The organism is Archaeoglobus sp. UBA230 (assembly GCA_002507545.1).
GTDB lineage: Archaea > Halobacteriota > Archaeoglobi > Archaeoglobales > Archaeoglobaceae > Archaeoglobus.
Genome location: DAVR01000021.1, coordinates 1 through 20,495, shown reverse-complemented (window position 1 = coordinate 20,495; position 20,495 = coordinate 1). Strand labels below are relative to the sequence as shown.

Genomic DNA, 20,495 nt, shown 5'->3' with positions numbered 1-20,495 from the left:
ACCTCAAGAAATTGCAGCAGAAATCTCACTTATTGGAATGTCTGAAGCTGCCAGTGAATAGGCCAAGTTACATAGGATACCCATTATCCCGCCTTTGTTTACCAGTTCTTTGTAGAATCTATTAACTAAGAATCTGACAACTTCTGCATTGGATGCAAGTCCCAGCTCTTTTTTTATTTCTGAGAATTTCTCTTCCAACTCTTTGTCCATAACGACTCTTAGGCTAAGCACTCTCTTTTCGGACATACTGGATCGTATGTTTTTGGCGTTTAAGTAATTTTCGATTCATTTCTGAACTTTTTGTAATTCATAATTTAATATCATACAATTAACACACCCTTTAACTTCTAAACTAAACTTTTAGAAATTTTATGAAACTTTTTGAGATTTTTTGGATATAAAATAACAAATTTTAAGTATTTCGCATCAAAATGACTCACATGGTGTCAGATACAGTAAATTTATGGTCAAAAATGTCATTAATAGTAATTGTATTAATTTTGGTGACTGTAAGCACAGCGTTTGTGCTACTGGGGATCGAATCAGTGACCATCTACGCACCACTGTGGCTGAAATGGGTGATCTTAGTATTTCTGTTTGCCTTCGTTATAGGTATTATTGGTCCATTATCTGGCGTTGGTGGAGGAGTTGTTTTCGTTGGACTTGGGATGGCTATGCTACCCTTCCATGTAGATTTCATCAGAGGAGCTGGTTTGGTTGCAGCGCTAACTACATCTTTGAACTCAGCGCCTTACTTTACCAAGAAAGGGTTAGCTAATCTGAGAATAGTTGCACCACTCGTCGCAGTTTCAACAATATTTTCAGTGTTTGGGGGTGTTATGGGACTGTGGTTATCCAATTCATTCCCGGGAGGATCATACTATGTAAAGATGAGTTTAGGAGTTGTTCTCCTGATTCTCCTTGCCGCACTCGGAAGATCAAAGAACGTTGAATATCCAAAACCAAAGAAAAAGGACAAGCTGGCTGAGAAACTTGAACTCAGAGGTGCATGGTTCGAACCCACGCTCAACAAGGTAGTCACATACGAAGCCACGAACCTGCCACTTGCAATGCTGGCGTTCTCTGGCGTTGGATTCATTGCAGGTATGTTCGGTCTCGGTGCTGGATGGGCGAACGTTCCAATTTTGAACCTGGTTATGGGCATTCCCCTGAAAGTCGCAGTTGCCACAAGCATGCTGATACTGGCAATAAATGACTCAGCCTCTCTCTGGGTTTATGTTGCAAATGGTGCTGTACTGCCAATTATTGTTGTTCCAGTGATTATGGGGATAGGTATAGGGTCGAGAATAGGATCGAGACTTGCTGCCAAAACAAAACCGAAAATAATCAAACGACTTGTTATCGGGCTTATCGCCCTTTCGGGAGTTGTGAACATAATTCAGGGTCTTTCAGGAATTGGAATTCTGAATTTCACGTAAAGGGGGTGGTGGCAATGGTTAGCTTAAAAAAGCTGGTGAAGGAGATTAAGGAAATAATTCCAAGTTTTGAGGAGCTGGCCGAGGTTGTTGACCCTTTATACAGGGGTGAGGCATTTTATAGCTCTTCCTCAATTTCTGCATTCAGAGCAATTGAAAAAAAAGACTTGTATGAGAGGGCTACTCCTGAAAAAATAACAGATGGGGAGCACTTTGAGTTAATCTCCCCTCCCAGAGGCTTTGAAATTTCAGAGGTATCGGTTAAAGATAGTGAGGTAAGAGTGAAAATAGATTTTGTAAACAGCATTTTCGCAGATGTTATGCGGGTGATGTGCAATGTAGGTCTGATGCTCATAGTTCTCTTCTCCATGTTCTACTTCGCTGGGATAAATCCAAGTGACAATCTTAATCTGGAGGTTCAGAAATGGAGTAACTCTGCCTCAACATTCTGGAAGGAAGTTAAGGGCATAGATGCAAAGGGATATTCTTGGTTCCTCACTAACCTCCTTGATCCCGAGAACGACATAATATTGAGTGTAGTTCTACTTGCGCTTACACCGGTTGTCGGGCTTATAACAGCGATTCCGAGGGCTTCAGGAATGTTAAGAATTATTTTCCTTATAATAACGATAGAGTTCGTGTATGCGATATTCAGAGTCTTGATATCACAAACTCCGGCAGGACATTAACAAATTTTTTAATTTAAAGACTGTGGGAAAACTATTTATCTCAAATGAATTATCGAGATGCAATGAAGGCTGCTGAAATAATGAACTCAAATGTTATTTATGCAACCCTTCCAAGTACCCGTGAAAAGGTACTGGAGCTTTTCAAAAAATATGAAATTTCTGCCGTCCCAATTCTCAAAAACTCAAATCTTGTAGGTATTGTAACAAGGAAAGACATTCTGAGGAAAATAGAGGAGAATCAGCTTGCCCTCCTTATGACCCCCAACCCCACCACCGTAGATGCTGATGCCGATGTTAAAGAAGTGGTCAGAATTCTAACATCCACACCCTTCAGAAGACTCCCAGTGGTTGAGGACAACAAGCTTGTGGGCATAATTACAGTTAGGGATATAATCAAGAAGATAGCTGAGATGAGTATCGAAAAGGCTGTAAAAGAGTATATCACGCCCCACATTGTCTGTGTGTGGGATGAGACACCACTAAACGTTGTAGGAGAGATAATGAGGCTCTCTAACTCTGAACTCGTGGGCATACTCAACGAAAACGACGAGCTTGTCGGCATAATTGACGAGAAAATCATGCTGACTGAAACCCTTATCGAGGATTTCATTGAACAGACTGCCTACTCGTCATCCTCTGACACGGATGATAGCTGGAGCTGGGATGCAATCAGGGACTACACGATAAAGTACTTTGAGGTTAGCGTTGTTAAACTGCCAAAGGAGCCTGTTAAAAACTACATGAAGAAGCCAGAGTTTGTTTATCCACAAGCAAGCGTTTCAAAGTGTGCGAGAAAGATGGTTCAGAGCGATTTGGACTACATTCCAGTTCTCGATTCGGAGAATAGATTGATGGGGATGGTGAGGGATAAAGACTTAATCAGAGTCCTTCTTGAAGTTTAAAAACTTACACAAGATTTTTTTTACATCCTCCTTTACTTCATCAAGTGGTTTCGAAGCGTCTATAATCACCGTTCTGTCGTCGGCATAATCTAAGAAAATCTTCCTGACCTTTTTCAAGTATTCAAAGTCCTCGAAGGGTGTTAGATTTCCTCTTGATTTAATTCTTTTCAGAACAACTTCAGGATCAGCATCGAGCAGTATGATCAGATCGGGCTTTGGGGCAATCTCCTCATTCAATCTTCTGATTTTCTCAGCGTCAAGTCCCCTCGCTCCTTGGTAGGCAATGGTTGAGTAGTAGTATCTGTCCATAACGACAACTTTTCCCTCCTTAAGGGCTGGCAGAATGTTTTTCTTCACGTCCTCTACCCTGTCGAGCATGAAAAGCTCAAGCTCTTCTTCAGGCTTCAATCTTTGCTTGGTATTTCTTATCCTATTACCGTAAACACTGTCTCCTGGCTCTCTAAGCAAAACACAGTCAAAACCCTTCTTACCCAGAAATTCTGCGATATATTTACTTATCGTGGTTTTCCCTGTCCCGTCTATTCCCTCAACAGCAATTAGCATCAATTCAAGTCTGAGGCTGGTTAATAAAGTTTCAGCTTCGCCCACAGAAACATGCAGAAGTTTGCCACATCCAGCAACTCTTCTGCGACACCCTCGTCGTCTGAACTTCTTAGGGCATCCTCTAATTCATCAACTTCCTCAAAGAGCCTTTTAATAAGCAAATCTGTTGGGAAGTCCTTCCAAGGTTCAGGAGTATTTCCCAGTTTGTTAACCCTCCTAATGTATTTTCCATACATAGCTCTGGAGAATTTCTCCATAACCTGCCAGTAGTCCATGAAGGAAATTTTGATGGTGGTTATTTAACAGATTGTTTCAGATTTCTCTATAATTGTAAATGATTAATTGCTAAATTGACCGAAAGTGATATATTCTGGTCTTTAAAAAAGTATGGACGATGTATAAGTATCCGGTGGAGGTAATTTCGGACACGTATCTGAGCAAAGTTGGTGGGTTTAGCTACGAACTTGATAGAAATGAGATTGGAATAAATGCAAAGGCATTGGAAGTAAACACGTCCATCATACCCAACGAGACGTTCGCAACTCTAAGAACGTTCGATGATAGAAGACCGTATTTCTTCAAACACCGCTTTGTTGTCGTGGCTGTTGAGGAAAACATGGATTGCTATGGGATGACGGCAAACGGAGAGGTTGTGCTGCCCGATGATATAAAGGGCAAGATGAGGGTAAAGGTGGGAGAAGATGTAATAGTTAACACTGTCGAGTCCTTTAGGATAGACGGAGATTACAGGAATGTCACAAAGGCGATACTATGGCACTTAGAGAGCCGAATAAGAAGGAATTGAAGGTAATTAAAAAAGCCTTGAGTTATTTTGACTCAAAAAGTTTTCTTGAAAAATATTCTGTTTTTGTGAAGGAGGGAGAGGATAGGAAGGAATTATTTGCCCTTTCAAAAGACCTTGCAGAGTTTTTAAAGAAGCTTGATCCAGATATAATCTACAATGCCGGAATAAAAGTTGGAGAAGTTGGTAGGAGGTTAAGACTTTCCTTGGAGGGGTCTTTCTGGTTGGTAAGAAAGGATAAGAAGAAGGTGTGGGTGAACGAGAGGGGAGAAATGCTTTTTCTTTATGGTAGGGATATATTCTCCTCTTCAGTTATTAAAGCGGGTGATTTCGGAGAAAATGAGGTAGTTTTCGTATCCAACAAGCATGGAGACATAATTGGAATCGGAAAGAGTAGATTTCCAGCAGAGAAAATTTGGGATGTTGATCCAGATAGGGTTGTAATTGAGAATCTGACCGACAGAGGGGAATACATAAGACACGTCAGACTCTACGAGTCTTTTTAGGATGGGAAAATATTAAATGCAATCCTCACTCCCAAACTTCATGGGCAGAACGAAAAAAGTGAGATCAGCGGGCAGGTTCGGACCGCGCTATGGACTAAGGGTTCGCAGAACATGGGTTGAAATTGACGTGCTGCAGAGGCAGAAGTATGTCTGCAGAAAATGCGGGAAAAAAGCGGTTAAAAGAGCTGGAACAGGCATCTGGGAGTGCAGACACTGCGGGTATAAATTTGCAGGTGGCTGTTATCAACCAGTCACACCAGGCGGCAAAATAGTTGAGAAATCTCTGAGGTGATTTATGTCCTACATCTGCCTTATTTGTGGGGCGGAGGTTGATATCGACCCCGAAAGGAGTCTCATTCAGTGCACGAACTGTGGCGGCAGAATTCTGATCAAGCCGAGACCGCTTGCAAAGAAGAAGAGGGTAAAAGCCATATAATAATTGATACCACTTCTTTTGTGAAATTCAAATGCAAGATCGTAAGCAGAGGTTATGCTGAAGGAGAAGCGCTTGTTTCAAGAGAGCACATTTCTTTTCTTGGAGGGGTGGATAAAGACACTGGAGTTGTAGTGGCAGATTCAGACTTAAAGGGGCAAAGTGTTGCAGGCAAAATTCTAATTTTTCCTGGTGGAAAGGGTTCAACTGTCGGAACTTACGTGCTTCTGAACTTGAAAAAGAATGGTGTTGCTCCGAATGCGATAGTAAATCGAAAGACTGAGCCAATCATCGCTGTAGGAGCTGTAATCGCAGGAATTCCGCTTGTTGAGGTCAATGACGAGGTTTTCTTCGAAATGGTTAAAACCGGAGACAGGTTAAGGGTTGACGCAAAAAATGGTTATGTGGAGCTGATAAAATGAATCTAAGAGAAGAGATCGAGAAATACTTCAGAGTATACTCGGAGGAAAGAGTTGGAGAGACTATGAGATTCTACGTAATGCCTGTTGCGAGTGATGTTGAGATAAGGGGGTTTCTCCAAATGCTATCGCAGGAGTATGAAATCTCTTTGCGCTATTACTATGGCGAAATGGTTCTTGAGTTGAGAAAGACAGTAGTGAGGGAAAACTACATTGTAAACGTTCTCCTCCTCATTGCTACCTTCGTAACAACCACTTTGGTGGGCTCAACCTTCTATGGTAAGGAAATAGATATCCTTGGAGGTGTGATGTTCTCACTTGCGATAATGTTCGTTCTTGGAAGTCACGAGATGGGTCACTACTTTGCCGCGAGAAGGTGGAGGATGAAAACGTCCTTACCCTACTTTATTCCATTTCCTACCATTATCGGCACTCTTGGAGCGGTGATAAGGCACAGAGGAGCGATCCCCAATAGAAAAGCCCTTTTCGATGTTGGTGTAGCAGGCCCTATAACCGGAATTGTGGCCTCGATAATCGTCGTAGTAATCGGGTTGCAGCTACCCTTTGAGCTTAGGGCAGAACCAACGCTTTACATCGGCACTCCGCCAATTTTCGATGCAATGCTGTATGTCCTACATTACAATAAAGAAGCCATTCATCCCGTCGCCTTTGCTGGTTGGGTAGGCTTTTTTGTCACCTTCCTGAACATGCTACCGGTGGGGCAGCTTGACGGTGGGCACGTGATGAGGGCGATGGTAGGTGAGATGAGCGAAACAATTTCGAAATTCATGCCCGTAATCCTCATTGGCTATGGGCTGTATGTGATGCGGGCTTTGAACCAGCCCAACACCATATGGGTTTTCTGGGGGGTCATCACCTTCTTCTTCTCGATGCAGAGACATCCAAAGCCGATAGACGATGAAACACCCATAGGGTTGGAGAGGTATGTCGTTGGGCTCTTCGCTTTTATATTGGCTCTGCTCTGCTTTACACCCGTACCCTTCTACTACTGATTTTAGAAATCAATTTTTACGTCCTTAGGATACTTCGCCTCATTTTTCGCCATTTTCTTTCTGAAGGCCTCAACAATATCTATTTCAGCAGTGTCACAGAAGAAGAGCAAGTAAATCAGAATATCGGCGACTTCATCTTCAACCTCTCCCCTTCTTTCCCTGATAACCTTTTCCTCGTCCTCTCTACTTCTCGTCCACTGGAAAAGCTCCAACAATTCCGAAGCTTCGATTACTATTGAGGAAGCAAGATTTTTTGGCGTGTGGTATTTCTGCCAGTTTCTGCTGTCTCTGAACTCTCTAAGGATATTGAAGAGTTCTTCGAGGCACATGAAATTACTCTGGATAATGTCATAAAGAGTTTTACTTTAAGCTTGCAAAGTTCCAAAAGTTGGTTGTAAAATAATTCAGAATTATAATAAAAATATTTGAAATATAAAAACAGAAACCACAAAATTTATTTTAAACCTATTAGCGACTTCCTAAACGTGAATATAGGTGAAATGCCTTTTCCATTAGAAACTGAGGTGCGTGGTAAGAAATTACTCTATGACAAGGTCTTCAAAGAAGGATACGACATAATCCTATCATGGAACGACGTGTTAGAATTTCTGAAAACAGTACCGAGTAACATAGCAACGCTGGTGGTGACTTCGCCACCATATAACATTGGGAAACCATATGAGGAGACTTTAGAATTCAGAAACTACATAAAATGGCAGGAAGAAGTTATTAAAGAATGTGTAAGAATTCTAAAGCCAAATGGTAGCATATGTTGGGAAATTGGAAACTATGTTAAAGATGGAGAAGTCTTTCCACTGGACATCTATTTTTACACTGTATTTAAAAAATTAGGGCTAAAGCTACGAAATAGGATAATTTGGCACTTTGGGCATGGATTGCATGCAAAGAAAAGATTCTCTGGTAGATACGAAGTTATACAAAAAGTGATGACTACATATTTAATCTCGACGCTGTAAGAATACCGCAAAAATATCCTGGAAAGAGGGCTTATAAAGGGCCGAATAAAGGGAAACCCAGTTGCCACCCTTTGGGAAAGAATCCTACAGATGTGTGGGAGATTCTATTAAAAGATTGGGAAAGTGAAATATGGAATATCCCAAACGTTAAAGCTAACCATCCAGAGAAAACGGTACATCCATGTCAGTTCCCCATAGAACTCGTGGAAAGGTTGGTATTGGCCTTGACCAATGAGGGTGATTGGGTATTCGATCCTTTTGTAGGTGTAGGCTCGTCTCTTGTTGCTGGACTAATCCACAACCGCAAAGTTATGGGAGTAGATAAGGAAAAAGAATACACAGATATAGCGTATCAGAGAATAGTGTCTGCGATAGAAGGTAACTTAAAAAGACGACCACTTGGCAAGCCAGTTTATCAGCCAAAAGGCACAGAAAAAGTTGCCCGACCACCGATAGAGTGGCTAAAGAAACCGTTAGAAGAGTGGATTAAATGAAAATAGTTGCCAAGTATCAAATAAAAGGTGGAGAAAGATACCTTAAAGAAAACTGTCCCAGAGAATTGGAGGAGATATATGAGGTTATTCAATCTGTTGACGCGGAAAAATGTCTGAACAAGGTTAGTAAGGAAAAAACGATGAAAGGAAGAGTTCTTTATAACCCAAGATGTCTGAACAAGTTTTTTAAAGACGAATTCACCAAGAGGGGTTGGAGTTCTGTTAAGGTGCAGTGTATATATGAAGACACGTATTATCTTCCCAGTTACAAACCTTTAAAAATCATAGATAACGCATACAGAGAAATGGATTATGTAAAAAATAGGATTGGTGTTGAAGTACAGTTTGGCAAATATGCATTTATGGTATATAATGTATCAGCAAAGATGACAATTTTTCATAATCTTGATATTATTGACGCTGGAGTGGAGATAGTCCCGGTAAAGGAAATGCAAGATATGATGTCAACGGGTGTATCCTTTTTTTGAGCAGATAGTGTGGGATTTAAAAAATAGAGGAGAAGCTGATATAGACATACCAGTACTTGTGTTAGGTATAGCACCATAAAAACAGGAACTTTGTTTTTTGCAAACTGAGCTTGAAAGAAAGCACTCAGAACTCGAAAACAACCTCCAGTTTCAGCCTCCTCTCAACCTCTCTCGCAATAACCTCCACCCAGTCATCCTCCCTTTCAATTTTCACGCCGAGATAGTTCCCTAAGGCTTTCATAACATTGCTGTTCCAGAAGAGCCCGTGCAAATAAGTTCCCCAGCACATTCCGTCCTCGCTTACACACCCATCATTCTCAAAAACTGGCCTACTTGATTCGGTAATTCCCTTGTGTATCTCGTATCCCCAAACTTTCTGTCCTGCAATCCTGTCCAGAATTACTCCTTCACCGTTAACTCTCTTCACAACCTGCACTGTCCTCTTCTCAAACTTCTCGAATCTCGTCACGGCATCAAGTAACCCCAATCCCCTAACCCTAACCTTTCCGTGCTCCACACCACAATCAACGAGTTCTCTACCCATAATCTGGTAACCACCACATATCCCGATGACCGGAATCTCACCCGCCCTTCTGATTATATCCTCACCCAGTCTTGACCTTTTCAAATCTTTCAAGTCGGCAATGGTATCCTTTGTCCCCGGAATTATCACGATCTCACATTCATCAATTTCCGAGTTCAGGTCAAGAAATCTTACAAAGGGCCTGATGAACTCAAAATCGGTGAAGTTTGAAACTCTTGGTAACCTGACGATACCGATGGGTCTTTGCCCGGCATCATCCCACTCCTCGATGTTCAGAGAGTCCTCTGAAGGAAAGCTGTATTCGAGATATGGAAGAATTCCAAGCACCGGAACTCCTGTAATCATCTCAAGCTTCCTTATCCCGCTGTAAAGCACGTCTTCTCTTCCCCTTAGCCTGTTAATCACAAAGCCCTTTACCATTGTTTTCAAGTCCTCAGGAAGTAGAGTGTATGTGCCAAAGAGGGAAGCAAAAACCCCGCCCCTGTCAATGTCTCCAACAATCACAATATCCGGCTTTGCAAACCTCGTGATGTGGATGTTGGCCAAATCCCTCTCGTAAAGGTTTATCTCGGCCATCCCTCCAGCACCTTCGATAACTACAAAGTCGTATTCCTCGGCAAGACTTGTGTAAGCCTCCTCCACCACCCTTTTCAACCATCCAATCTCGTTCCGGTAATAGTTCCTTGAATCTACATCTCCTACAGCTTCACCCATCACAACAAGCTGGGAGACAAAGTTCCCCTTCGGCTTCAGCAGTATCGGGTTCATCCTCTCATCTGGTTCGATGCCAGCAGCAAATGCCTGATACGCTTGGGCTATTGCAATCTCCTTGCCCTTCTTAGTAACGAAAGAATTAAGGCTCATGTTCTGAGCTTTGAAAGGAGCAACATCATAACCTCTCTTTGCCAAAATTCTGCAAAATGCAGCCGTTATCAGACTCTTTCCTGCACTGCTTGTAGCCCCTCCAATAAGCAGTGATGACATCCGAAGAAAGTAAACTGGACTAAAAATAAGTTTATCTGAAAATCAAACCTTACCTTTAAGCAGTTCTCTACCCTTTTCAACTACTATTTTGGTTGGGGTTGGCATTTTCATTGCAGCCCTTCTTAAAGCCTCTTTCGCAACCTCAAAGTGTTCTGGTTTAACCCACACCGACATTATCTTCGTTCCGGGCTTAACTCTTGCAGCCCTGCCCACTGGTTTGCCAAATGCTGCTCTCATTCCCTGAGAGATTCTGTCAGCTCCAGCACCAACAGCCATCTTATGCTCCCTCAGAATGTGGTGTGGGAAGATTCGGAGCTTTAACTTGTAGTTACTGCTGCCTGCGGCTCTTGCAACATACTTATTTGCGACAACTCTTGCGGCCTCAAGAGCGTTCTCTCTTATCTGCACTGCTTCCTTAGCCACAAGTGTAACCATGACCGGAAAGTCTGCACTCTTGTTTCCCATGTCGAACATCCTAACTCTTGTTCCCGGAACGCCGTCTATGTATTCAATCCTTGTATAAGGCCTTTCAAGCCTCCTCCACATCCTCGCTGGTTTTCTTGCCATGCTCCACCCCACTTCGTTATGTCAAATAAACCTTTCCATCACCTTTCTGTGAGAGGTTTGTATTTCTTATCTTTATCTCCAACATACTTTGCTCTCGGCCTTATCAGCCTGTTGTTCTCATATTGCTCGATTACATGTGCCGTCCATCCCGCAATTCTCCCCATTGCAAATATGTTGATGAAAAGGTCATCCGGAATTCCAAGGTTCGCATAAACGCTTGCTGAATAAAAATCAACGTTTGGCAGTAACCTCTTATACCTGTATGCAGCCTTCGCAATCGCCTCGCTTATTTCAAACCACCTTGGCACCCCTTCCATTGAGAGTTTTTTGGCGAGCCTCTTCAGCAACTCGGCTCTCGGGTCTATTATACCCCTGTATACTCTGTGTCCGAACCCCATTATCCTTTCTCCTTTCTCTATTTTTTTCTTGACGTATTCCTCTGCCCTTCTTGGTGAAGCAACTTCTCTCAGCATCTTCATCACTTCCTGCGCAGCTCCACCATGCAGCGGTCCCATGAGCGTTCCAGTAGCTGCAACGATGCAAGCATACATATCTGCGAGCGTTGATGCTGCAATCCTTGCGGCAAAGGTTGATGCGTTTAGCTCGTGTTCGGCATGCAGGATTAAATCCATGTCAAGAGCTCTTTCAGCAGTTCTGCTCGGTTCTTCTCCGCTGAGCATGTATAGAAAGTTTGCTGCGTGGCCGAGTTCCAGAGTGGGGGGGATCACGTTTTTTCCAGTCCTTATTCTGTGATAATACGCAATTATGGTTGGAAATTTCGCAATGAGGTTCTTAGCCTTGTTAAGATTCTCTTCCCTCGTTTTGACATCAATTTTCTTATCGAGTGATCCAAGGTAACTCGTTGAAGTTCTCAGAACCACCATCGGGTGGGTGTAAGGGGGCAAATGTGTAAGCAGGCCGATTATCTGAGGTGGCAGTTCTCTTCTCTCAGCCAGTTCAATTTTAAAATCCTGAAGCTCGTATCTTTTGGGTAGCTCACCGTAAAGAAGAAGATATGCCACTTCCTCATAACTTGATTTTCTCGCCAAATCTCTTATATCGTAACCTCTGTATTCAAGAATACCCTTTCCATCCACAAGCTCGATTCTGGATATTTTCGTTTCACACGCAATAACACCTTCCAAGCCATCTTTCATTTCAAACACCTCTCCTACCGTAAACTTCCAGTACCATTCCGGAGACAACTATTGGCCTCTCAGCCATTGCAACTTCAATCGCGTTATCGAGCTTCCAATCCTTCTCAGCATATATTGTAAGCAGAGGATCGCCAGCATTCACAACTTCTCCTCTCTTCTTGTGCACGTAAACCCCAGCTCCCTTATCCTTTGGAGCCCCAGCGGTTCTTGCTATCTTTACTATACTTTTATTACTCACAGCCACAACAGCACCTTCAACGGTGGATTTTAAGGTGTAAATCTTATCCCCCACCGGAATATCATCAGCTCCCACGTTCTCATCCCCACCCTGCGCGGCAACAATTTCCCTGAACTTCTCAAGGGTCTTACCACTCTCGAATATCTTTCTCGCATGCATGTATCCGTTGGTCGCCACACCCGTCATTTCAAAGAGAATGCCGGCAATACCAAGAGACTTTTCGAGCAGGCTTGAAGAACCTTTTCTTTCCTCCATAGCCTTCAAAGCTTCCTTAGCTTCAAGTGCAGGTCCAACTGTTCTACCAATTGGCTGTCCGCCGTAAGTGATGGCAGAGGTCACGTTCAGCCCAAGTCTCCTTCCAAGCTCGATAAAATCGTTTGCAAGGGAGCGAGCAACGTCGGCATCCTCTATTTTTGCTCCCTCCCCAACTGGGATATCAATTACTGCATGCTTCGCACCAACTGACCCCTTCTTCGCCATAACACTCGCAAGAAGCTGTGGGCGAGGGTCTATGGACAGAGGATGCTCGACTCTGATTATCTTATCATCTGCTGGGGCTATGTTTGTCGCTCCTCCCCACGCTATAACCCCTCCAACCCTCTCGGTTATCTCTTTTATCTCGTCAACACTCAGATTCACATCCGCCAGAACCTCCATTGTATCAGCTGTTCCGCTGGCGGATGTTATCGCTCTGCTTGCAGTCTTTGGTATCAGCAGCCCCGCTGCCGCCACCGTAGGAACTATTATCAGCGATATTTTGTTCCCCGGCACCCCTCCAATACTGTGCTTATCCACAACAATCCCTCTGTCAAAGTAAAGCCTCTCTCCGGTCTCTATCATTGACCTCGTGAGCCATTCAATCTCATCGAAATCCATCCCACGAAGCATGGAAGAAACAACGAAAGCTGTAAGCTCAACCTCGCTCAGGGCGTTGTTTGTTATATCTTCGACAATTCTCCGAATCTCGTCCTGAGTTAGCTTCCCTCCTCTCGTCTTTTTCTTAATCAACTCAACACTTTTCGGTTTCTGGACAGGGAATAGCTCAATATTTGCTTCATCTACAATTTCCAGTTCGTTAGAAGCCAGATCAGTCAATCCAGCATAACCCTTCCCGACAATTTCTTTCGTGAGCTGAACAGTTGCGATGAGATGAGCTTTACCGTATCTAATCTTTACTCTATCTCCCTCTCTGACTCCAAGCTCGCTCGCGTCATCTTCATTAAGAATTACCGCAAATCTCCCGGATTTGAATGGTATCTTTATCGCCTTAAGCATCATGGCCACCACCTGCCGTAGGACAGCTTTTCGATGATCACTCCCGAGATGTCAAAGCTCTGCTTTGTGTTTGCAACTTCAATCGCGTTATCAAGCTTCCAATCCTTCTCAGCATATATTGTAAGCAGAGGATCGCCGGCATTCACAACTTCTCCCCTCTTCTTGTGCACGTAAACCCCAGCTCCCTTATCCTTTGGAGCCCCAGCGGTTCTTGCAATCTCGTTAATAACCGCAATATCCACTTCTCTGACGTATCCATCCTTTACAGCTTCAAGGGTGTAAACCTTATCCCCCACCGGAATATCATCAGCTCCCACGTTCTCATCCCCACCCTGTGCAGCAACAATTTCCCTGAACTTCTCAAGGGTCTTACCACTCTCGAATATCTTTCTTGCATGCATGTATCCGTTGGTCGCCACACCCGTCATTTCAAAGAGAATGCCGGCAATACCAATTGCCTTCTCAACCAAATCTCCACCTTTTTTCTTCTCCATTGCATTCAGAACTTCCTTAGCTTCAAGTGCAGGTCCTATCGCGTTGCCCAGAGGTTGGCTTCCATCACTTAATGTAGCTGCAACCTTCAGATTGAGTTTTCTACCGATCTCCATAAATGAGCTGGCAAAGCTCCTTCCGAGGTCTATGTTCTCTATCTTCGCCCCTCTTCCAATCGGAATGTCTATTGCTATAAACTTTGCCCCACCTCCGACCTTCTTTGCCATCAAGCTTGCCATCAGGTGGGGCTTTGGGCTTATCTCAAGCTGGTACTCCACTCTGATTATCTGCTCATCAGCCGGAGCTATCCCCGCAGCAGCATTCCACGCTATAACCCCTCCAACTCTCTCGGTTATCTCCTTTATCTCGTCAACACTCAGATTCACATCCGCCAGAACCTCCATTGTATCAGCAGTACCGCTGGCTGAGGTTATGGCTCTGCTTGCAGTCTTTGGTATCAGCAGTCCCGCTGCCGCCACCGTAGGAACGGTGATCATCGAGTATCTGTTCCCCGGCACTCCCCCAATACTGTGAGTATCAACGACTCCTCCTCTGTCAAAGCTTACTCTCTCTCCATTCTCGACCATCGCCTCTACCATCCACTGTACTTCATCGTCGCTCATCCCAACAATCTCGTTGGCGAGAATGAAGGCAGCCATCTCGACATCGCTCAGGATACCATCCGAGATATCCTTTATTATTTGCCCGATCTCAACTCTCTCGTATCTACCACCATCAAATTTCTTTCGAATGTATTCGACGGATTTCGGTCTCGCAAAGGGGACAATTTCAACCACACACTCTTCCTCAATACTGCACGTTTCAGCGGTAAAGCTGCATACCCCCACTTCCCCCTGATCTACAAATTCTGAAGCAATTTCAACCTCAGCAACGAAGGACCTTCTATCCAGACTAACCCTAACCCTGTCACCAGGAAGTAAACCGAGTTCGGCGGCATCATCTTGGCTCAGCACAACCGCCACCCTTTCAGTTCTAAGCGGTAGTATTTTTGCCTTAAACTTCATCAGCAGTGAAAGAATCTGCAGAAATATTAACTTTTTCCAAGTTAATTTAAAAAAAGTGTAAAATTATATATGAAACTAAAAATATCCTCCAACAGAGACTTTCAGACCCCTCCCCTCGAGGAAAACAGCAAATTCTGTGGCAGCTTTCTTAGCGTTCTCGACCATTCTTGGCGTTTCCAGGATATATTCCCTACCCAGCAACCTGTATTTGTCCCTCGCAAGGGAATGGTAGGGCAGGATATCAACCCTTTCAACTCCAGCATCCTCCAAAACACTCAAATATCCCTCAAAATCCTCGTATTCAAAGTTGTAACCCGGAATCACGGGGATTCTGACTATAACCTCCACTCCACTGTCAACAAGCTTTTTGAGGTTCAAAAGGATGGTTTCATTGCCAGCTCCACACGTTCTTCTGTGCCTCTCATCTCTGTAATCCTTCAAATCGTAGAGGAAGAAATCCACAAAGGGCAGAGTTTTCTCAATAACCTCCCATCTTGCGTAACCAGAGGTGTCAACAGCCGTGTTTATCCCTCTGCTTTTACAGGCTTTCAGCAGTGCAAGGAGGAATTCAGGCTGAAAATAAGGCTCACCACCTGAAAATGTTACGCCTCCACCAGAGTTCTCATAGAATACCCTGTCCTTCTCAACAAGAGCGATAACTTCCTCAACCGAAACGTCTTTTCCAAACATCTCCAGAGCCCTACCCCTGCACACCTCAACACATCTGCCACATCCGTCGCACATCTCTCTGTTTATTTCTATTCCTGTCTCTGCTGGAACAATTGCACCTCTATCGCAGACTTCAGCGCATTTATAGCATGACAGACATTTCTCAGCTTTATATCCGATCTCTGGCTCGAAACTCTGCGACTCTGGATTGTGGCACCAGACGCAATGGAGGGGGCACCCCTTCAGAAAGACTGTTGTCCTTATTCCGTAACCATCGTGGATCGAGAACCTCTGTATCCTGAATATCCTGCCCTTCATAGCTTGCATGAAACCCTGCGAATTATCTCATCCTGCACAGGTTTTGAAAGTTCCACAAAGTAGGCACTCCACCCAGCTACCCTCACAAGGAGCCATCTGTACTTCTCTGGTTCTTCCTGAGCCTTTTTCAGAACATCTGCCTTTAAAATGTTGAACTGAGCGTGCATGCAGCCCAAATCCACCGCACTTTTGATCAGAGCCTTTACGATCTCTATACCCTTTGACCCAAGCACATTTTCGCTCAGATTTAAGGTCAGTGACGCTCCATTGGGAATCTTTGTATAGTTCATCTTTGAAGCGGACTTAATCACGGCGGTAATACCTTCCCTATCCATCCCGGTTGATGGGCTAACACCCGGATTTAGGGCTTCCCCGCCTTTCCTACCCGATGGCAGTGCTGAAGTGAAGAACCCGAATCCAACATTTGTGGTCATAGGATAGCAGCCAGCAGCAAAATACCCTCCCCTGAAGTTTCTATGCCTGTTGACTTCATCGCAGTAGAATTCAAGAACCATCCTTGTGTATTTGTCCGCTCTATCATCATCATTGCCGTACTTCGGGCTTTCACTCAAGATTCTGTGGAGCTCTTCATTGTCAACGAAGTTTGTCCTGCATGCTTCAATTATCTCTTCTATCGTGTATCCTGCTTCTAAAGCTCTTTCAATGGCTGCAAATGAATCTCCGACATCAGCAACGCCAACAGCCTGTATCCCCGTGAAGTTGTATCTCGCTCCACCCCTTGTCACGTCTCTACCCTCTTCAAAGCAGTCCTCGATGCAGAGCGACAAAAGCGGTGTTGGTTTGATCTCAGCATTTGCATGGCCGAGAACATTACATCCTTTTACAACGAGCTTTACGATACGTGAAAGCTGCTTTCTGAAGTTCTCAATCAACTCTTCCAGCGTTTTTGCCTTTCCCGTTTTTACACCAAACTCATAACCGAACTGAATGTCTCTCCCCTCGTTCATTGCGTACTCCAGAGCTTTGGCAACGTTTATCAGGGCAGCATCGCTGGAGGTGAAGCTGTTACCAAAGGGTGCGATTTCCACACAGCCGACTGTGGTGTAATTCCAAGCATCCTCGTCTCTCACGCCCACCGTTCTGAGGGCTTCAACCGCAACATCGTCATTAAACAAAGCTATGGCATTGCAACCTGAAGCTATAACTTCAGCAAGTCTGACCAGAAAGTCTTCAGGAGTTCTTTTGCTCACTCTCACGTGGACGTTCGGCTGCCTAAGCCTGAGTCTGTTCGTAACTTCAAGCATGAGATACGTCAGCTCATTTGTAGCGTCTCTTCCATAGATATCACACCCTCCAATTGTTAAAGCCTGATTCGTCGTCTGACCGCTGAAGAACTGTTCAAGCAGGGAGTCAAAGGGGGGAACTATCTCGTTCGTCTTAACCCACAGATTCGCGAGAATTTCAAACACCATATGCTTGTCAATCCTGCCTTCCTTCAGGTCTCTGTAGTAGTATGGAAAGAGATACTGGTCAATTCTTCCCATCGAAATAGCTTGTTCATAATTCTCCTGATGAAGGGCGGATTGCACAAGCCATAGAAACTGAACAGCTTCCCAGAAGCTCTCTGGCTTCTCTGCCGGAACTTTCTTGCAGATGTCTGCAATCTTCAAGAGCTCATCCTTTCTCGTTTCATTCTCAATCTCTTCTGCGAGCCTCTCCGCAAGTTCAGCGTATCTCAAACCGTAGTTTATCACCGCCTCAGAAACTATTCTCGCTGCATGATAAAATACATATTTCTCTCCCTCGCAAACGCCGTTCTCCTCAAGTTCTTTAATCCTCCTCTTACTTTCCTCCAGAAACCATCTGAATCCTCTTCTCATTAGATACGGATAATTTATTGCAACATGGGATATCCCAGCAAGCTCGGTTAGAACAAAGACTGAGCCAGTGTAAAGGACACCCATAACATCGGGCATTAGTGGATATGCAAAGGTCTCAATTGTTCTTTTCTGCCAGTAAGGGGCTATTTCCTCTCTGAGAACTCTTGCATCTTCTTCGTCAACAAGCAACCTATTTGTTTCCCTTGTAGGCAGGGTGTCGAGTTCATTTATCAATCTGAGCCCGACACCCTCTGGAAAAAGAATTGCTCCTGGAGGGTTGGGGAGCATGGTTCCAACAATTAATTCGCCATCGAGTATCTGAATCGGTATGTTCTCAAGAATATTTTTCAGAGCTTTTGCTTGCCTCAATATCATTGCTTCTCCTTCGGTCTGTCTCATTGAATCCGTATACAGCTTGGCTCTCTCCACACTGAGTCTTGAAGGTTTTGCCAGATTCCCAACGAGTCTCTCAATTCTGTCCATGAGGAGAGTTAATGATAAATTACTTAAAATTTTCAAAAAATGTTTTTAAGCTTGAAACCATGTAACAAATATGAACATTCTGGAAATAGCGGAGAATCTGTATCTTGTTGATTTACCCCAGAGAATTGAGGGATTCAGGAAGTTTATAAGTTCTTGGGTGATTAAAGACGGGAATAGCGGGGTTTTGGTAGATGTTGGGCCCTCTTCAACGATTCCCAAGCTTATTGAATCGTTAAAATATCTTGAAATAGAACACCTCAAGTATATTCTCCTCACGCACATCCATCTCGATCATGCAGGTGGTATAGCTGACATCCTTAAGAAATTTCCCGAAGCCAAGGTCGTGGTTCATGAAAGAGGATCAAGACATCTCGTAAACCCTTCAAGGCTTTGGGAAGCGTCAAAGGTTGCACTCGGTGAAATAGCCGAATTTTATGGTGAGCCAGAAGGGATAAAAGAGGAAGGCATTTACGTGAATGGGTTGGAGTTCGCCGGAAGAAAGATTGAGGTTGTGGAAACACCGGGACATGCCGCACACCACCAATCATATATTTTCGGCGAGTTCCTCTTTATCGGGGAGGCTGCAGGTGTTCACATGCCACTCAAGAATGACTACTATCTACGCCCCGCAACTCCGAGAAAGTTCATTTTTGAAGTTGCCTACAATTCCCTTGAGAGACTGAAGGAGCTTGGGAGTAAAAGAGTTTGCTTTGGACACTTTGGGTTTAAAAGGGACAGTTTGGAAATCATAGAAAAAGCAAAGAAGCAGTTAAGACTGTGGGTTGATACAGTTTACGATATTGCGTGCAGAAGGGATTTTGAGGGAGAAGAGCAAATACTCAAGCAAGCGAGAGAAGAACTGCTTGAGAAGGATAGGAGGTTCTCACGGTATCATCTGCTCGATGAGGACATCAAAAGGAGAGAAGATTTCTTTATAAATAACTCATTACGTGGCATTCTCGATTACGTTTTCACGAACTACTGTGAGCCCTAATTTTTTATACATGCGAGCCGTCGAGATTGTGTGGAAGCGAGAGATTGGGCGGAGATTATACTTGGGTTAAGGAAAGAAGTTTTCAAGATCGTTATAATTGTCATTGCCGTAAGTTCCATATTTTTTACCTTCGGGGCAAATCTTATCATTGGAAAAATACTTCACGACCTTTTCCCATCGGAGATGGTATTTGAGAACAAAGAAAAGATTATCGAGATTGTTGAAGAATTAAAGAACATAACGAACGCTTTTGAAAATTACGCCTATCATCCCTCTGAAGTAAACAGAACTATCGCCTTTGAAGCATCAAAAAGGCTTGTGAGGATCGCAATGGAGTTAACATCGTCACCCGTGCTTACGCGCCCTCTTGAGGGTTTGCTACTTAATCTCAAAATATCTCTTGCCGTCGGAATTGCCGCTGCACTACCCTACATTTTTTACGTTATCTTGAGAACCTTAAGAACTCGCGGGATTATGCAAGACCTGACAATCAAAAAAACTACCGCCTTCAAGTATGCTCTTGCCTCCATCATCCTCTTTGTAATGGGCGTTATTTACGGGTACAATATGATGAAACTCTTTATACGCTTTTTGTATACAATGGCGGTTGCTCAGGGTGCAGTACCACTCTACAGCCTTGCAGAATTCGTGAATTTTGTTGCACTCATGCTCGTCCTGTTCGGCCTCGTGTTTGAACTCCCTGTTGTGATGTTCTTCCTCGTGAGAAATGGGATCGTTGAGTATGGGACTCTGGCTTACTACAGACGGCACATCTACGTGGCATTCTTTGTCGTTGGTGCAATAACAACACCACCCGATGTTTTTACCCAGCTAATGGTAGCCGTTCCGATGGTGGTGTTTTTTGAGATAAGTCTCATCTTTGTCAGGTTTTTCGGGAGGAGGGGTATTAAGGAAGGAGGTAGCTGAACCCTTCACACACAGAAAGTTAGGTGGAATATGGTCGGCTGTGTAAACTCTACCCTTCTTTCTTATTTCGATTCCAGCCTTTAAAGCAAGTTCAGCGTCTATTTCGATCAGAAGTGGGTTCTTGGCATACCTTTTGCCAACTTCGATCGCCTCCTCAGGCGTTGCACACATGTGCACTTCTCTTCGTTTCATCGGAAGCAGCCCCCTTTCTATAATGGATTCAAAGTTTTCAGGAGAGTGTATAGTCCCAAAAAATTT

General features: G+C 43.9%; 24 protein-coding genes and 1 pseudogene. 13 read left to right on the top strand and 12 right to left on the bottom strand.

The genetic code is table 11. The features are described 5' to 3' along the window. Positions 1-3: 3 nt before the first annotated feature. Positions 4-246: a hypothetical protein gene (locus BP688_RS05490; RefSeq protein ID WP_290596606.1), complete on the bottom strand. Its 243-nt coding sequence runs from the start codon at positions 244-246 to the stop codon at positions 4-6. Between the two features lie 257 nt (positions 247-503). On the opposite strand from BP688_RS05490, the gene BP688_RS05485 reads away from it, so the two are divergent. The 3 genes from BP688_RS05485 (at position 504) to BP688_RS05475 (ending at position 3,027) form a co-directional block, all read left to right on the top strand. Then, on the top strand, positions 504-1,439 hold the full coding sequence (locus BP688_RS05485) for a sulfite exporter TauE/SafE family protein (RefSeq protein ID WP_290596607.1): 936 nt from the start codon (positions 504-506) through the stop codon (positions 1,437-1,439). A 14-nt stretch (positions 1,440-1,453) separates the two neighbouring features. Further along, the gene (locus BP688_RS05480; protein ID WP_290596608.1) at positions 1,454-2,125 is read left to right on the top strand and encodes a hypothetical protein; all 672 of its coding nucleotides are present in this window, start codon (positions 1,454-1,456) and stop codon (positions 2,123-2,125) included. A gap of 62 nt (positions 2,126-2,187) precedes the next feature. Beyond that, positions 2,188-3,027 carry a CBS domain-containing protein gene (locus tag BP688_RS05475; RefSeq protein ID WP_290596609.1) on the top strand — a complete coding sequence of 280 codons (840 nt, stop codon included), beginning with the start codon at positions 2,188-2,190 and terminating at the stop codon, positions 3,025-3,027. On the opposite strand, the gene tmk is transcribed toward BP688_RS05475, so the two are convergent. Further along, entirely contained in the window at positions 3,001-3,591 is a 591-nt protein-coding gene (tmk, locus tag BP688_RS05470; RefSeq protein ID WP_290596610.1) for a dTMP kinase, read from the bottom strand. The two genes, BP688_RS05475 and tmk, sit on opposite strands and share 27 nt — an antisense overlap. Positions 3,592-3,611: 20 nt before the next feature. Continuing rightward, complete coding sequence (locus tag BP688_RS05465) at positions 3,612-3,866, bottom strand: nucleoside triphosphate pyrophosphohydrolase family protein (RefSeq protein ID WP_290596611.1); 255 nt, start codon at positions 3,864-3,866, stop codon at positions 3,612-3,614. 119 nt (positions 3,867-3,985) lie between these two features. Between BP688_RS05465 and BP688_RS05460 the strand changes: the two genes are divergently transcribed. The 6 genes from BP688_RS05460 to BP688_RS05435 are packed head-to-tail and all read left to right on the top strand — an operon-like array spanning position 3,986 to position 6,764. Further along, positions 3,986-4,396: a hypothetical protein gene (locus BP688_RS05460; RefSeq protein WP_290596612.1), complete on the top strand. Its 411-nt coding sequence runs from the start codon at positions 3,986-3,988 to the stop codon at positions 4,394-4,396. Next, positions 4,363-4,899 (top strand): PUA domain-containing protein, encoded by a 537-nt coding sequence (locus BP688_RS05455; RefSeq protein ID WP_290596613.1) that lies wholly within the window; start codon positions 4,363-4,365, stop codon positions 4,897-4,899. The genes BP688_RS05460 and BP688_RS05455 overlap by 34 nt, the downstream gene beginning before the upstream one ends. A 40-nt stretch (positions 4,900-4,939) precedes the next feature. Then, on the top strand, positions 4,940-5,191 hold the full coding sequence (gene rpl37A / locus BP688_RS05450) for a 50S ribosomal protein L37Ae (protein WP_290596614.1): 252 nt from the start codon (positions 4,940-4,942) through the stop codon (positions 5,189-5,191). Between the two features lie 3 nt (positions 5,192-5,194). Further along, positions 5,195-5,335: a TFIIB-type zinc ribbon-containing protein gene (locus BP688_RS05445; protein WP_290596615.1), complete on the top strand. Its 141-nt coding sequence runs from the start codon at positions 5,195-5,197 to the stop codon at positions 5,333-5,335. A gap of 20 nt (positions 5,336-5,355) precedes the next feature. Next, positions 5,356-5,754 (top strand): DUF126 domain-containing protein, encoded by a 399-nt coding sequence (locus BP688_RS05440; RefSeq protein WP_290596616.1) that lies wholly within the window; start codon positions 5,356-5,358, stop codon positions 5,752-5,754. Beyond that, the gene (locus BP688_RS05435) at positions 5,751-6,764 is read left to right on the top strand and encodes a site-2 protease family protein (protein ID WP_290596617.1); all 1,014 of its coding nucleotides are present in this window, start codon (positions 5,751-5,753) and stop codon (positions 6,762-6,764) included. The genes BP688_RS05440 and BP688_RS05435 overlap by 4 nt, the downstream gene beginning before the upstream one ends. 2 nt (positions 6,765-6,766) lie before the next feature. Here the strand turns inward: BP688_RS05435 and BP688_RS05430 are convergent, their stop codons facing one another. Beyond that, the gene (locus BP688_RS05430) at positions 6,767-7,093 is read right to left on the bottom strand and encodes a nucleotide pyrophosphohydrolase (protein WP_290596618.1); all 327 of its coding nucleotides are present in this window, start codon (positions 7,091-7,093) and stop codon (positions 6,767-6,769) included. A gap of 171 nt (positions 7,094-7,264) precedes the next feature. Here BP688_RS05430 and BP688_RS05425 point away from each other — a divergent pair. Together BP688_RS05425 and BP688_RS05420 are read left to right on the top strand one after the other, a co-directional pair. Next, positions 7,265-8,235: pseudogene (locus BP688_RS05425) on the top strand (DNA-methyltransferase). Next, the gene (locus tag BP688_RS05420; RefSeq protein WP_290596619.1) at positions 8,232-8,723 is read left to right on the top strand and encodes a BglII/BstYI family type II restriction endonuclease; all 492 of its coding nucleotides are present in this window, start codon (positions 8,232-8,234) and stop codon (positions 8,721-8,723) included. The pseudogene BP688_RS05425 and the gene BP688_RS05420 overlap by 4 nt, the downstream one beginning before the upstream one ends. 124 nt (positions 8,724-8,847) lie before the next feature. Here the strand turns inward: BP688_RS05420 and cobQ are convergent, their stop codons facing one another. The 7 genes from cobQ to BP688_RS05385 form a co-directional block, all read right to left on the bottom strand. Continuing rightward, on the bottom strand, positions 8,848-10,251 hold the full coding sequence (gene cobQ, locus BP688_RS05415; protein WP_290596620.1) for a cobyric acid synthase CobQ: 1,404 nt from the start codon (positions 10,249-10,251) through the stop codon (positions 8,848-8,850). A gap of 42 nt (positions 10,252-10,293) precedes the next feature. Then, the gene (gene rplJ / locus BP688_RS05410) at positions 10,294-10,818 is read right to left on the bottom strand and encodes a 50S ribosomal protein L16 (RefSeq protein ID WP_290596621.1); all 525 of its coding nucleotides are present in this window, start codon (positions 10,816-10,818) and stop codon (positions 10,294-10,296) included. 38 nt (positions 10,819-10,856) lie between these two features. Further along, positions 10,857-11,975: a citrate/2-methylcitrate synthase gene (locus BP688_RS05405; protein ID WP_290596622.1), complete on the bottom strand. Its 1,119-nt coding sequence runs from the start codon at positions 11,973-11,975 to the stop codon at positions 10,857-10,859. 1 nt (position 11,976) lies between these two features. Then, positions 11,977-13,491 (bottom strand): AMP phosphorylase, encoded by a 1,515-nt coding sequence (locus BP688_RS05400; protein WP_290596623.1) that lies wholly within the window; start codon positions 13,489-13,491, stop codon positions 11,977-11,979. After that, a complete protein-coding gene (locus BP688_RS05395) occupies positions 13,488-15,005 on the bottom strand; it encodes an AMP phosphorylase (protein WP_290623300.1) in 1,518 nt (505 codons plus the stop codon). The genes BP688_RS05400 and BP688_RS05395 overlap by 4 nt, the downstream gene beginning before the upstream one ends. A 75-nt stretch (positions 15,006-15,080) precedes the next feature. Further along, a complete protein-coding gene (locus tag BP688_RS05390; protein ID WP_290623302.1) occupies positions 15,081-15,992 on the bottom strand; it encodes a glycyl-radical enzyme activating protein in 912 nt (303 codons plus the stop codon). Then, positions 15,989-18,316, bottom strand: coding sequence for a formate C-acetyltransferase/glycerol dehydratase family glycyl radical enzyme (locus BP688_RS05385; RefSeq protein ID WP_290596626.1), 2,328 nt, complete (start codon positions 18,314-18,316; stop codon positions 15,989-15,991). Before BP688_RS05385 ends, BP688_RS05390 begins: the two co-directional genes overlap by 4 nt. Before the next feature lie 70 nt (positions 18,317-18,386). Here BP688_RS05385 and BP688_RS05380 point away from each other — a divergent pair, with 70 nt between their 5' ends. Continuing rightward, the gene (locus BP688_RS05380) at positions 18,387-19,310 is read left to right on the top strand and encodes an MBL fold metallo-hydrolase (protein WP_290596627.1); all 924 of its coding nucleotides are present in this window, start codon (positions 18,387-18,389) and stop codon (positions 19,308-19,310) included. Between the two features lie 30 nt (positions 19,311-19,340). Then, a complete protein-coding gene (gene tatC, locus BP688_RS05375; protein WP_290596628.1) occupies positions 19,341-20,237 on the top strand; it encodes a twin-arginine translocase subunit TatC in 897 nt (298 codons plus the stop codon). Here the strand turns inward: tatC and BP688_RS05370 are convergent. Continuing rightward, positions 20,142-20,495, bottom strand: a 354-nt coding sequence (locus BP688_RS05370) for an RNA 2'-phosphotransferase (protein WP_290624556.1), incomplete at its 5' end; no start/stop codon positions are given. The two genes, tatC and BP688_RS05370, sit on opposite strands and share 96 nt — an antisense overlap.